The 13042-nt window shown below is 64.4% G+C and carries 12 protein-coding genes; 3 read left to right on the forward strand and 9 right to left on the reverse strand.

The genetic code is table 11. The annotated features are described in order from the left end of the window. Positions 1–129: 129 nt before the first annotated feature. The 9 genes from gyrB to rpsT all read right to left on the reverse strand — a co-directional run bounded on the left by gyrB (position 130) and on the right by rpsT (position 10501). Complete coding sequence (gyrB, locus tag AC0L2O_RS03725; RefSeq protein ID WP_473368754.1) at positions 130–2565, reverse strand: DNA topoisomerase (ATP-hydrolyzing) subunit B; 2436 nt, start codon at positions 2563–2565, stop codon at positions 130–132. Positions 2566–2848: 283 nt separating this feature from the next. Next, the gene (locus AC0L2O_RS03730; protein WP_473368755.1) at positions 2849–3310 is read right to left on the reverse strand and encodes a hypothetical protein; all 462 of its coding nucleotides are present in this window, start codon (positions 3308–3310) and stop codon (positions 2849–2851) included. A gap of 162 nt (positions 3311–3472) precedes the next feature. Further along, a complete protein-coding gene (locus AC0L2O_RS03735) occupies positions 3473–4216 on the reverse strand; it encodes a hypothetical protein (protein ID WP_473368756.1) in 744 nt (247 codons plus the stop codon). A 97-nt stretch (positions 4217–4313) separates the two neighbouring features. Continuing rightward, positions 4314–5462 (reverse strand): DNA replication/repair protein RecF, encoded by a 1149-nt coding sequence (gene recF / locus AC0L2O_RS03740; protein WP_473368757.1) that lies wholly within the window; start codon positions 5460–5462, stop codon positions 4314–4316. 86 nt (positions 5463–5548) lie between these two features. Then, positions 5549–5914, reverse strand: a complete 366-nt coding sequence (locus AC0L2O_RS03745) for an endonuclease domain-containing protein (RefSeq protein WP_473368758.1) — start codon at positions 5912–5914, stop codon at positions 5549–5551. Positions 5915–6042: 128 nt separating this feature from the next. Then, positions 6043–7161: a DNA polymerase III subunit beta gene (dnaN, locus tag AC0L2O_RS03750; RefSeq protein ID WP_473368759.1), complete on the reverse strand. Its 1119-nt coding sequence runs from the start codon at positions 7159–7161 to the stop codon at positions 6043–6045. A 383-nt stretch (positions 7162–7544) separates the two neighbouring features. Beyond that, positions 7545–8957, reverse strand: coding sequence for a chromosomal replication initiator protein DnaA (gene dnaA / locus AC0L2O_RS03755; protein WP_369726592.1), 1413 nt, complete (start codon positions 8955–8957; stop codon positions 7545–7547). 765 nt (positions 8958–9722) lie between these two features. Further along, complete coding sequence (locus AC0L2O_RS03760) at positions 9723–10166, reverse strand: hypothetical protein (RefSeq protein WP_473368760.1); 444 nt, start codon at positions 10164–10166, stop codon at positions 9723–9725. Between the two features lie 68 nt (positions 10167–10234). Further along, positions 10235–10501, reverse strand: a complete 267-nt coding sequence (gene rpsT, locus AC0L2O_RS03765) for a 30S ribosomal protein S20 (protein ID WP_148737091.1) — start codon at positions 10499–10501, stop codon at positions 10235–10237. Between the two features lie 435 nt (positions 10502–10936). Between rpsT and AC0L2O_RS03770 the strand changes: the two genes are divergently transcribed. From AC0L2O_RS03770 to AC0L2O_RS03780, 3 genes are all read left to right on the forward strand, one after another. Next, positions 10937–11254, forward strand: coding sequence for a hypothetical protein (locus tag AC0L2O_RS03770; protein ID WP_045006011.1), 318 nt, complete (start codon positions 10937–10939; stop codon positions 11252–11254). Between the two features lie 139 nt (positions 11255–11393). Continuing rightward, positions 11394–12050 (forward strand): peptide-methionine (S)-S-oxide reductase MsrA, encoded by a 657-nt coding sequence (gene msrA, locus AC0L2O_RS03775; protein WP_369720326.1) that lies wholly within the window; start codon positions 11394–11396, stop codon positions 12048–12050. 257 nt (positions 12051–12307) lie between these two features. Further along, positions 12308–13042: a polysaccharide biosynthesis/export family protein gene (locus tag AC0L2O_RS03780; protein ID WP_409191390.1), complete on the forward strand. Its 735-nt coding sequence runs from the start codon at positions 12308–12310 to the stop codon at positions 13040–13042.

The raw sequence follows: 13042 nt of genomic DNA on the forward strand, positions 1-13042 counted from the left end.
CGGGGGAGGGCTGGGGAGAGGGTGTCGCCGCAACGGGACAATCCCCAAGAGGAGAGAACCCTCACCCGGCGCTTCGCGCCGACCTCTCCCGCAAGCGGGAGAGGTTGAGCAAGCCTGCGCCTCGTGGCCTCAAATATCGATCGTCGCGCTGAGCGAATGTTCCTGGATGAAGTCGCGGCGCGGTTCGACCACGTCGCCCATCAGCTTGGTGAAGATGTCGTCGGCCTCGTCGACCTCCTTGACCTTCACCTGGAGCAGCGAGCGCGCGTTGATGTCGAGCGTCGTTTCCCAGAGCTGCTCCGGGTTCATCTCGCCCAGACCTTTGTAGCGCTGCAGGGTGACGCCCTTGCGGCCGGCGTCGGTGACCGCTTCGAACAGGTCGACCGGGCCATAAACCATGTGCTCGACGTCCTTGCGCCGCAGCTTGCCGGGGCGCGCATAAACGTCCTGGAGCTTCACCGTGTACTCGTCGAGCTTGCGGGCTTCGACCGATCCTAAGAAAGCGTCGTCGATGAGGGCGGCTTCCTTGACGCCGCGCACCGTGCGCTCGAACTGGAATCCCTGGCCTTCCACGTACTGACCGATCCAGCCGCGCTCGACCTCGTCGGCGAGAGTATCGAGCCGGCCGGCTATATATTGCGCGGCTGCTGCGGCCTTCTCGGCGTCGCCGTAGATCGCCTTGTTCAGCACGCCGGTGATGGCGGCCTGCTCGATCACCTTGCGACTGTAGCGGCTGTGCAGGCTGCGCAGGATGCCGCGAACGGCGCGGGCATCGTCGACCAGCGACCGCAGGTCGCGGCCGGTGCGATCGCCGCCGGTGCCGGGAATGTAGACGCAGTCGTCGAGCCCGGTGTCGATCAGATAGTCTTCCAGCGCGCGCTCGTCCTTCAGATATTGCTCGGACTTGCCTCTGGAGACCTTATAGAGCGGTGGCTGGGCGATATAGAGGTAGCCGCCGTCGATGATGGCGGGCATCTGGCGATAGAAGAAGGTGAGCAGCAGCGTGCGGATATGGGCGCCGTCGACATCGGCGTCCGTCATCACGATGATCTTGTGATAGCGCAGCTTCTCGATCGAGAACTCGTCGCTGATGCCGGTGCCGAGCGCGGTGATCAGCGTGCCGATCTGCTCGCTGTGCAGCATCTTGTCGGGGCGCACGCGTTCGACATTGAGGATCTTGCCACGCAGCGGCAGCACCGCCTGGAATTCGCGGTTGCGACCCTGCTTGGCGCTACCGCCTGCCGAATCGCCCTCGACGATGAACAGTTCGGATTTTTCCGGATCCTTCTCCTGGCAGTCGGCGAGCTTGCCAGGCAGCGAGGAGACCGAGAGCGGGCTCTTGCGGGTCAGCTCGCGCGCCTTTCGCGCCGCTTCGCGCGCGGCCGCGGCCTGGATCACCTTGCCGACGATCACCTTGGCTTCGCTCGGATGCTCCTCGAACCAGGCCTGCAGCGCCTCGTTGAGCACATTCTCGACCACGGGGCGCACTTCCGAGGACACCAGCTTGTCCTTGGTCTGCGACGAGAATTTTGGATCCGGCACCTTCACCGATAGCACGGCGGTCAAGCCTTCGCGGCAGTCGTCGCCGGTCAGCGCGATCTTTTCCTTCTTCGCATTGGCCTCGGCATAGCCGTTGACCTGGCGCGTCAACGCGCCGCGGAAACCGGCAAGGTGGGTGCCGCCGTCGCGCTGCGGGATGTTGTTGGTGAAGCACAGCACGTTCTCGTGGTAGCTGTCGTTCCACCACAGCGCCGCCTCGACGCCGATGCCGTTGCTCTCCGCGCGCACCATGATCGGCGCCGGCACGATCGCCTTCTTGTTGCGGTCGAGATATTTGACGAATTCCTCGACACCGCCGGAATAGTGCATCTCCTCGCGCTTCTCGACTGCGTGGCGCATATCGGAGAGGGCGATGTTGACGCCGGAATTGAGGAACGCGAGCTCGCGCAGGCGATGCTCCAGCGTCGCGAAATCGTATTCGATGTTCTTGAAGGTGTCGGGCGAGGCCAGGAACGTCACCTCGGTGCCGCGCTTGCCCGGCGCATCGCCGACGACCTTCAGCGGTGCGATCGCATCGCCATGCGCGAATTCGATGCAGTGTTCCTTGTTGTCGCGCCAGATGCGAAGCGTGAGCTTGCTCGACAGCGCGTTGACGACGGATACGCCGACGCCGTGCAGACCGCCGGAGACCTTGTACGAGTTCTGGTCGAACTTTCCGCCGGCGTGGAGCTGGGTCATGATGACCTCGGCCGCCGAGATGCCTTCGCCTTTGTGGATGTCGACGGGAATGCCGCGGCCGTCGTCGCGCACGGTGACGGACGTGTCGGCGTTGAGGACGACGTCGACGCGCGTGGCATGGCCCGCGAGCGCCTCGTCGATCGCGTTGTCGACGACCTCGTACACCATGTGGTGCAGGCCGGATCCGTCATCGGTGTCGCCGATATACATGCCCGGGCGCTTGCGGACGGCATCGAGTCCCTTGAGCACGCGGATCGATTCCGCCCCGTAATCGCTTGGATTGGAGGGCTCGTTTTCGGCAGGCGTCTGCCGAGCAGGTTCTGTCATGAGAGGCCTTCGAGATGTCGCCCGAATCAGCCGCGCAAAAGGCGCTGATTTGCAGGCTATTTGTGCCATGAAAGACCGCTTGCGCCTAGCGCAAAGTATCTCCTGGCAACCCTTTGAGCAAATAGGGTTTTTGAGCCGATTTTCAAGGCGTGCGAAGGCCGATTCCGGGGCCCGCGAAAAGGGCGATTCGAGACCCTGTTTCTTGCTCTTCAGGGCGTGGATTTTGCGGGGGTGCAGAGGCCTGTTCCGGAGCGCCGCCGCACCCCGAAACAGGCTGCTCGGCTCAGTAGATCTGATCCGGCTTCTTATCGTCGTCACCCAGCTCGAGGGCCCAGGTCTCGCCTGTGGCTACGGTGATGGTGCCGGTGCGCGCCAGATGGCCCGACACAAGCAGCTCGCAGGAATAGGTGCCGGGCGGCAGATCGACCGCCTGTGGGTGATTTGCGCCACCCGCGATCGTGATGGTTTGATCGTTGATCGCGAGCGAAGCCACGTTCGGCACAAGATAGCCAAATATCAGCCGCGCCTGTCCGGGCATCGGCAGGAAATTGGCCTTGGCCGCGGCCTCCGTATTCCGCTGCACCAAGCTGAGCGTGGTCTCGCCCCTCGCGCGGCCAAGCTTCAGTATGGCCGGCCCCTTCGGGGAGACGAAGGCGAGCTGAGCTTGATCGGCGGCGATCACCGTGCCGTCCGGCCTTTCCTCCCAGCCGCGCTTGGCGAGCTCCGTGCGGTAGAAGGCGAGCACAGCGCGCTACCGTCAACATGGCCACTCTCCAGGATGTCGCGCGCCAAAAATCTGCGCGCAATTGCAAGCTGCGACGCCGCCGGCGCGGTCTCAGACAGCTAGTCGCGGCAGGAACCGGGCAGGTTCAATGGCGCTGCCGCACCGTCGGACTGATCACAGCGATCAATACAGCTGGAGCGGCGACCAGACGTCGCCGTCGCGCCCCACTGTGAGCTCCCAGGTATCGCCGGCGGCGAAGCTGAGCATGTTCGTGGCAGTCGAATGGCCCGGCACGCTCATTTCGTAGGAATACTTGCCGGGCGGCAGATCCAGCGCGACGGCCTGGGCGCCGCCGGCGCGCCTGACGGTGCGCTGGTTGATCGTCAGCACGGCTTCGCTGTCGCCGATATTGCTGAACACCAGCTTCGCCTGACCGGGCTCGGGCATCACGTTCGCTCTGGTCGCGGCGTCCTGATTGCGCTGCACGAGATTGACCGAGGTGCCGCTCTCGTTGCGGCCGAGCTGCAGCGTTGCCGGACCCAGCGGCGAGAGGAAGGCGAGCTGGACGTGATCGGCCGCGACCACCGCGTCGTCGGTCTGTTCCTGCCAGCCAAGCTTTCCGAGCTCATTGCGGTAGAAGGCGAGGACGTCGCCGAGCTCTGCGGGCACGGTGGCCTCGAGCTTGACGCGGAGCGGCGCCTCGATGCCCCGCATCATGGTGGTGTGGATTGCCCTGAAGCTGTAGCGGGTCGGCGCCGGCAGTTTGGCATCGGGATCCGGCGCGAGCGCGGACGAAAACAGCGGCGACAGATACGGCAGCCAGACGCTGGCGCTTGCCGCGACCATGCAGCTCGCGAGCAGGCAGAGGCCGCACGCAAATACCCGCCAGCGTGCCGGGGCGTCTGCCCCGGTCCTTACCGTCCGCATCTCACTCTCCAGGGATGTCGCGCGTCATGTCATCGCGCAATTGCCGCGACAGCGTCGGCCGCCACAGACAGCTAGTCGCGAGGAGAATAACGCGGGTTCAATGGCGGCGTTGGCGCCGGGCCGACACTTGTCCGCTCTCGACGTCAAACACCTCGCCAGCAGCGGCGATGTCGGCGAAGGCGGCCGGATCCGCGCCGGTCAGCCAGACCTGCGCGCCGAGCTTGCGCAACTCGTCGAACAGGGCCGTGCGGCGGTTCGGATCGAGATGGGCGACGACCTCGTCGAGCAGCAGCAGCGGAACGATGCCGGTCATCTCGGCGACCAGCGTCGCATGCGCCAGCACCAGCCCGATCAGCAGCGCCTTCTGCTCGCCGGTCGAGGCATCGCGCGCCGGCATGCCCTTCGGCGCGTAGATCACCTGCAGGTCGGTGAGATGCGGGCCGTCGGTGGTGCGGCCGGCGATGGCGTCGCGCGGGCGGTTGTCGCGCAGGATCTGGCGGTAGCGGTCCTCGACCGCGGTCGCGGTCTCCTCAAGCAGCGCGTTCTCCATCCAGCCGTCGAGCGCGATCTGCGCCGACGGAAACGCGGAGGCCTGCGCGCGCGCATTCAGCATGCCGGTCAATCGCGCCGCGGTCTGGCCGCGCGTTGCGGCGACGGCGACGGCGAGCTCCGCCGTCTCGCGCTCGATCGCATCACACCAATGGTCGTCGTAATTGCGCACCTCGAGCAGGCGGTTGCGCGAGCGCAAGGAGCGCTCGAGTGCGGAGATGCGGCTGGAATGCTCGCTGTCGATCGCAAGCACGAGGCGGTCGAAGAAGCGCCGCCGTTCCGACGCGCCGCCCATGAACAGCCCGTCCATCGCCGGCGTCAGCCAGACCATGCGGATATGGTCGCCGAAGCTCGTTGCCGAGTTCACCGGCTCGCGGTCGATGCGGCAGCGCCGGCTCACCGCATTGTCGGGTCGCGGGGGGTCGATGCCGGTGCCGAGCGTGGCGAGCCCCAGCGCGCCCTCGACCTGGGCCGACACCGCCCAGGAGCCGTCACCCTGGTTGTCGGCGACGTCCTCCAGCGTTGCGCGTCGCAAGCCGCGTCCCGGCGACAGGAACGAGATCGCCTCGATGCAATTGGTCTTGCCCGCCCCGTTCGGCCCGACCAGCGCCACCATGTCAGCCGCCGTCTCGAGCCCCGCCGCCCGATAATTGCGAAAATGCGTCAGCGTCAGGCGATGAATGCGGGAGGGGGTCATATCGGAACTGCGGCACGCTCTGATCCCCTCTCCCCTTGTGGGAGAGGGTGGCGCCTCACGAAGTGAGGCGACGGGTGAGGGGTATCTTACCGCCTGGCAAGCTTTGCAAGGATATCCTCCAATACAGAAGCGGGCTGCTGTAGCACGTCATTGTTCCAGTAACGCGCTATCGAGAAACCTTCGGCCGCGAGCATAGCATCACGCGCTGTATCGCTTCGTGATTCTGCGTGCTGACTGCCGTCGATCTCGATCACAAGGCGCTTCTCGAAGCAGACGAAGTCGAGAATGTAACTCTTGAACGGAACTTGTCGGCGAAGCTTGTAGGCGGACAACCGACGATCCCTGAGCAGGCGCCACATCGCGGCCTCCGCATCGATCGGTTCGTGCCGCATGTTCTTCGCGAACTGGCGGAGACGTTTTGGGACCGACCGATGGGATGGCTCCTGCGGCACTAACCCCTCACCCAACCGAATGTGTATCCGCCAGCGGAGCAGCCCTCTCCCACAAGGGGAGAGGGCGCAGTCATGCGCATCGCGCTTGTTTCTATAAGCAGGCTATGTTGGCGAGGGAGCACCTCCCCTCACACCCGCATCGGCATCAGCACGTACAGCGCGCTCTTGTCGTCGCGGTCTTGCACCAGGGTCGGCGAGCCGGGGTCGGCGAGCCTGAGCGTTGCGACCTCGCCTTCGATCTGGGAGGCGATGTCGAGCAGATAGCGCGAGTTGAAACCGATATCGAGGGCGTCGGAGGCGTATTCGACCTCGATCTCCTCGGTGGCGCTGCCGGAATCCGGATTGGTCACCGACAGCACCAGCTTGCCCGGCGACAGCGACAGTTTCACCGCACGGCCGCGTTCGCTGGAGATGGTGGAGACGCGGTCGACCGCGTTCTCGAAATCTTTCTTGTCGACCACGAGTTCCTTGTCGTTGCCCTGCGGGATGACGCGGCCGTAGTCGGGGAAGGTGCCGTCGATCAGTTTGGAGGTCAGCACCACATTGCCGATGGTGAAGCGGATCTTGGCCTGCGACAGCTCGATGGTGACTTCGGCCTCGTTGTCCTCGATCAGGCGCTGCATCTCGCCGACGGTCTTGCGCGGCACGATGACGCCGGGCATGCCCTCGGCGCCCTTGGGCTGAACCAGATCGAGCTGGGCGAGGCGATGGCCGTCGGTGGCGACGCCGCGCAGCGTCGCGGCCTTCGCCGTGCCTGCGGCGTGCAGATAGATGCCGTTGAGATAATAGCGCGTCTCTTCAGTCGAGATCGCGAACTGGGTGCGGTCGATCAGCCGCTTGACGTCCTTGGCGGCGAGCGAGAAGGAGTGCGACATGTCGCCGGCGGCGAGATCCGGGAAATCATTTTCCGGCAGGGTCTGCAGCGTGAAGCGCGAGCGGCCGGCGCGGATTGCCAGCACGGCGCGGTCGCCGTCGGCCTCCAGCACGATCTGCGAGCCGTCGGGCAATTTGCGCACGATGTCGTAGAACATGTGTGCCGGCACGGTGGTGGAGCCCGCGGTCGCGGTCTCCGCCGGCAGCGTCTCCGTCACCTCGAGGTCGAGGTCGGTCGCCTTCAGCGACAATTTCGCGTTCTCGGCGCGGACCAGCACGTTGCCCAGGATCGGGATCGTGTTGCGGCGCTCCACCACGCGGTGAACATGGCCCAGCGATTTCAGGAGTTGCGCGCGTTCGACCGTAACCTTCATTGCACTACTCGCCCGATCCCCGAGAAAACTAAAGCGTTGGAAAGGCCGGGCGGCAGGATGCACACCACGGCGCCGAAGACCCCGACAGACCGGATCATCCAGCCGATATGACCAAAGCCGCCAAGGTCGCGCAAGGTGGCGCGGATGGCCCCCGGATTCAAGGGATTGGGAGGTGGTTCCCCACGATTTACCGCTATTTTCGTGCCCAATCTCGATGCCTTCGTCGGAGGCACAGTCGCCTCTCCGCGTCATGGCCGGGCTTGTCCCGGCCATCCACGCCTTGCGCCGCCGTACGCAGAACGTGGATGCCCGGGACAAGCCCGGGCATGACGATCTTCCATGTCAATCGAGGTGCGGTCACCCGCGCGCGAAACAATAGGCGTTTATTCCTGAAGCTGGCGCTTCAGCGACTCGACCTCTTCCGACAGCGCGGTGTCCTTGCTGACCAGGGCCTCGATCTTGCGCACGGCGTGCAGCACCGTGGTGTGGTCACGCCCGCCGAAGCGGCGGCCGATTTCGGGCAGCGAGCGCAAGGTCAGCGTCTTGGCGAGATACATGGCCACCTGGCGCGGACGGACCACGTTGGCGGTGCGGCGCGAGGACAAGAGGTCGGAGCGGCTGACATTATATTGCCGCGCCACCACGCGCTGGATGTCCTCGATCTTGATCCGCTTCGGCTCCTGCGGCCGGATCAGGTCGCGCACCTCGTGCTCTGCCATCTCCAGCGTCACCGGCCGGTTGTTGAGCTTCGAGTGCGCGAGCAGACGGTTGATCGCGCCTTCGAGATCCCGGCCGTTATGGGTGATGGCGCGGGCCAGATAGGTCAGCACCTCCTCCGGCACCTCGAACGTCGCGTGATGGGCGCGAGCCGCCGCGACGCGCGACTTGAGGATTCCGTGCCGCAGCTCTTCCCCGAGCGAGGCCATCTCGACCACCAGCCCGCCGGCAAGACGCGAGCGGACGCGATCGTCGAGGCTTTCGAGATCGGACGGCGGCCGGTCGGCCGCGATCACGACCTGGCGGCCGGCGTCGATCAGCGCGTTCAGCGTGTGACAGAACTCCGCCTGCGTCGACTTGCCCTGGAGAAACTGAAGATCGTCGATCACCAGCACGTCGATGCCGCGCAGCGCTTCCTTGAAGGCGAGCGCCGTCTGCGTTTTCAGCGCGGCGACGAAGCCGTACATGAATTTTTCCGCGGTGAGATAGAGCACCTTGCGCTCGTTGCCGGAATTGCCGGCCCATGTCACCGCCTGGAGCAGATGCGTCTTGCCGAGGCCAACGCCGGCATGGATATAGAGCGGGTTGAACATCACGGCATCGCCGCGGCGGCCCTCCGCGACCTGGCGTGCCGCTGCATGGGCCAGCGTGTTGGAGCGGCCGACGACGAAGCTCGCAAAGGTCAGGCGCGGATCGAGCGGCGAGCCGCCGAGCGCATCATGATTGGCGGAGACCGGCGCGGTCGCAGTCGAGCGCAGCTCCGGCGCGGGGGCGCGGCGCACCTCGACCGGCGCGGGCACTTCCTTCTGCTGCGCGACCGGGCGCACCGCAGAGCGGACGGTGAGATCGATGCGATGCACTTCCGGCATCTCGGCCTGCCAGCACGTCAGCACGCGCTCGGCATAGTGGGCCTGGATCCAGCTCTTGAGGAAACGCGTCGGCACCGAGAGACGCACGCTCTCTTCCTGCACGCCTTCGAGATCCATGCGGGCAAACCAGCTCGTATAAACGTCTTCGCCAACGCTCGTGCGCAGCCGACCCTTCACGCGTGACCAGCGATCCTGTTCCGGTGTTGTCATCATTTGAGAACTTTTCTTGAGAGATAAGGTTGCGTTGTGAGCGCCATCCAGGGTTCCCGCAAGGACCCTGCGATGGTGCGACCTCGAGCGATTCCATCTGCGGGCATGGCTCGACCGTTCGGCGCGAATGCCGTGGTCAGATCAGCGATGTCAGAGATGGAGGGTCGCGAGGTCAGCGCGTACTCGGCGCCCCGTCACGTGCCGGAGGCTGGAGGTCGGACGGAGTCAGAACGGCATCGTTGGAATGGGAAACTTGTTTCGTTACCGCGTTGAGTCCGTAAAACATGATACCTCCCCGTCCTGCCGTGATTTGCGCACGGCAAGGTCCTGCGTGTCCAAAAGACAACCGCGGCGTATTCGTGTCGCGAATGCCTGCCCGTGTACTCCTCGTCCGCTCGGCTTGGTCCACCATGCGCGTCGGGATAGCTTCGCGACGTCTCTCGTTTGCGCTTGGCGCGAGCGGGATGCACGAGATCCCGCTTGGAGACGTTCAGACAAAGAGCTACCCTTCCCATATTGCTATGGGTTCTGTTCGACGATCACATGTTGAAGCGCCGCCTACGTGCACACCGCCGCCGATTTGCACGCTCGCCCCGTTTCCGATACCGCGCTGGTCTCAAGATCGTGGGCGCCGCTGACGACTTAAGGAATACACTATGCGCAAAGACTCGCAACGAAATTGATTCACACTTGAGGCGTCAAAAAACTTGACCTGGGTTAACGCCGCGCACGAGTTGTTCACAGGCTTGAGAGCAACGTTTTGAATCAGCGCACAGAATCGAACAACGAACGCGTTGTGTGACAAATCTCGAACGCCGGCCAAAAATATTTTACAAAACCTTCACGCGGGTGCCGCGTCGGCTCATTTTCCAAATGCTTCTCGTCACTATGTGGATAAGTGATTATCGAAGCACCGTTTTTTGAGTCTCGTTTCGGAGGGTAACTCCACTGCAATGCGCGTTCCGGTAAACTACGGTGTGCAAAACTTGCACGCGCAAATTGCAGTTGAATGCGCCGCGCAAAAGTTTTTGCGCAGCGCAGCGGTGTTTCCGGTCGCGCAAAGTCAGCACCGGTAAAATTACGGAGTGCACTCACGCGCAACGACGGATCATCAACACCAGCCGTTCGTCGAAGGGCTGAATTCATCATACCGCGTCCGTGATTGTGACGGGCAACAAAAAAGCCCGGCGAGATGCCGGGCTGTTTCATGATTGCGATCATCGATCGGTCGATCGACGGTTTCGCCAGCTTTGCCTGCCGAATGGTTCGGCAGCTTGTTACTTGGCGAGCTTGGCGATCTGCGCGGTGAGCCGCGAGACTTTGCGGCTGGCATTGTTCTTGTGAATGATGTTGCGCTGTGCGGCGCGCATCAGAGCGGGCTCGGCATTCGCCAGCGCCGTGACGGCGGCGGCGCGATCGCCGGTCTTGATGGCTTCCTCGACAGTGCGCACGGCGCCGCGCATCTGGGTGCGGCGCGACTTGTTGACGGCGGTGCGGCGGGCGATCTTGCGCGTCGCTTTCTTGGCGGAAGTGGTGTTGGCCATGGTCTAAATGTCCTCTGCGGGTACCGGTCGCATCTTGATCGGGTGGCGCCGGCTGCTTGACCGCGAAATCGACGCTCGGAATTAGGGTGTTCGGTGCAAGGCTTGTGACGTACCAAGGCTTGTTACGTACCAAGGCTTGTTACGTACAAGGCCGTTCCGGGAGCATCAGCGGCGGCCTTGCGGCCACCCCTGGAGACTCGAAGAGCCTCCGACTGCTCAAAGAACAGCGGCGGCAGGATTGCGCCCGCCGCCAGTTGGCGCCCTTATAGAGGGGGTCTGGGGCACCGTCAACGCTTTCCGGGCCACCAAAACAGCCTCTTGGCGCTCCGAATGGCGGCCGTAACGCCCTGATGAGGTTGAATTTCTGCCGTCCCCCGGCTATTGGCTGGCGGCGTTTTGCGGGTCGTCCGACCGGACGACCATAGAGGGTAGGGCATGATCCGCGGCTTTTTCCGACTGATTGGGCTGTTGCTGCTGGCCGGCGGGTTCATCTTCATGGTCTATGACGGTGCGCGCTGGGTGGCTGACCAGAGCCTCCGGTTCACCCGGTTTGGCCAGTTCTGGAACGACATCAATCAGGCCAGCCAGTCCGCATTCCGGACCTGGGTCGAGGCCAAGGCGCCCTGGCTCTGGACATCGGTGATCCGCCTGGTGCTGGACCAGCCGGTTTTCGCCGTCCTCGGCATTCTGGGCATCCTGTTGATGATCCTGTTCCGCCCGCGCAAGCCTCTGATCGGCTATTCGCGCGACTAGGCCCGCTCGGCGGCGTAACGGGGCTGCGCCTGCCAACGTAAATGCCTATATTCCCACTTCATCGCGAGCACGCCGCCTGAGCCCTTGGCTTTAGGATATCGACTTGGGCGACGGACGGCTCGTTTCGGAGATCCGACCCATGCTGTTCATGCGCAAGACCACCGCATTGCCGAGCGCCACGGAAGCGCTGCCGGGCCGTGCGCAAGCCATCCCGACCGCGACCACTCACTTCGTCAATGGCGCGAAGCTGCAGCCGCCTTATCCCGCCGGCCTCGAGCAGGCCGTGTTCGGGCTCGGTTGCTTCTGGGGCGCCGAGCGCAAATTCTGGGAGCTCGGCGACGGCATTTACGCCACCGCTGTCGGCTATGCCGGCGGTCACACGCCGAACCCGACCTATGAGGAGACCTGCTCGGGCCGCACCGGCCACACCGAAGTGGTGCTGGTCGTGTTCGATCCCAAGAAGATCTCCTACGAGACGCTCCTGAAGACGTTCTGGGAGAGCCACAACCCGACCCAGGGCATGCGTCAGGGCAACGACGTCGGCACGCAATACCGAAGCGCGATCTACACTTACTCCGACGCGCAGAAGAAAGCGGCTGACGCATCGAAGGCGGCCTATCAGAAGGCGCTCGCCGCAAAGGGCCTTGGCGCCATCACCACCGAGATCGCGCCAGCCGGTCCGTTCTACTTCGCCGAGGACTATCATCAGCAATATCTGGCGAAGAATCCCGCCGGCTATTGCGGCCTCGGCGGCACCGGCGTGTCGTGTCCCATCGGTGTGGGCGTGAGCGCGTAAGCCAACCACGAAATCGCTGCACCTCTCCCGCTTGCGGGAGAGGTCGCATTGCATCGATAGATGCAATGCGGGTGAGGGCTTTCTCCTCTGGGAGAGTCTCTCTACGGAAGCACCCTCTCCCCAACCCTCCCCCGCATGCGGGGGAGGGAGCGCACCATGCGCGTTGCCCGCATCGTCGCACCTCGCCCCCCCCTCAACCCTTTGTTAACCATACCGGGTGCATCACTGAAGCTGTCTCGTTTCGAGGGATGGCTCCGGTGCCGGTTGCGCGCGCGTTTCGATGGTCGATCCTGGCAGCGTCCGCCGCGCTGACCCTTGGCGGCTGCATGCAGACCGCCGGCCCCGTCGCCATGGTGCAGCCGCGCCCCGATCTTGATTCCATCGCCTATGGCCAGCCCTACAGCGCGCCGCGGCCGGTCGTCGTCGCCGACGGTGGCGGTGCCATCAGCGCGCTGCGCAATTCCTTTGCCTCGGGTCCGGAGCCCATGCCGGTCGCCTATGCCGCGCCGATGGGCGGGCCGGTTCGTTATGACGCCTCCTATCACCTCGATGCCGGCGACAAGCTGCGCGTCGTGGTCTACGGCCAGGAAGGTCTCACCAACAGCTACGCCATCGATGCCGGTGGCTCCATCACCATGCCGCTGATCGGCGGGGTGCCGGCGCGCGGCCGCACCCCTGCGGGTCTTGCCGGCGAAATCGCGGCGCGACTGCGCAACGGCTATATCCGCGAGCCTTCGGTGGCGGTGGAGATCGAATCCTATCGGCCGTTCTTCATCCTCGGCGAAGTCGCAGCCCCCGGCCAATATCCTTATGTGCCCAACATGACGGTCGAAAGCGCAGTCGCGATCGCCGGCGGCTTTTCGCCGCGCGCCAAGCGCGACGTCGTCACCGTCACCCACGCCGAAGCCGGCGGCTCCATGCGCGCCGTCGTTCCGCTCGGCACGCCCGTCAGCCCCGGCGACACCGTGTTCGTCGGCGAGCGCTGGTTTTAA

Source organism: Bradyrhizobium sp. Kon10 (assembly GCF_055807395.1).

Coding starts and splice junctions, on each gene's coding strand:
- gyrB (WP_473368754.1), bottom strand. CDS start 2,565: ATGACAGAACCTGCTCGGCAGACGCCTGCCGAAAACGAGCCCTCCAAT.
- AC0L2O_RS03735 (WP_473368756.1), bottom strand. CDS start 4,216: ATGCGGACGGTAAGGACCGGGGCAGACGCCCCGGCACGCTGGCGGGTA.
- recF (WP_473368757.1), bottom strand. CDS start 5,462: ATGACCCCCTCCCGCATTCATCGCCTGACGCTGACGCATTTTCGCAAT.
- dnaN (WP_473368759.1), bottom strand. CDS start 7,161: ATGAAGGTTACGGTCGAACGCGCGCAACTCCTGAAATCGCTGGGCCAT.
- dnaA (WP_369726592.1), bottom strand. CDS start 8,957: ATGACAACACCGGAACAGGATCGCTGGTCACGCGTGAAGGGTCGGCTG.
- AC0L2O_RS03760 (WP_473368760.1), bottom strand. CDS start 10,166: ATGAAACAGCCCGGCATCTCGCCGGGCTTTTTTGTTGCCCGTCACAAT.
- rpsT (WP_148737091.1), bottom strand. CDS start 10,501: ATGGCCAACACCACTTCCGCCAAGAAAGCGACGCGCAAGATCGCCCGC.
- AC0L2O_RS03770 (WP_045006011.1), top strand. CDS start 10,937: ATGATCCGCGGCTTTTTCCGACTGATTGGGCTGTTGCTGCTGGCCGGC.
- msrA (WP_369720326.1), top strand. CDS start 11,394: ATGCTGTTCATGCGCAAGACCACCGCATTGCCGAGCGCCACGGAAGCG.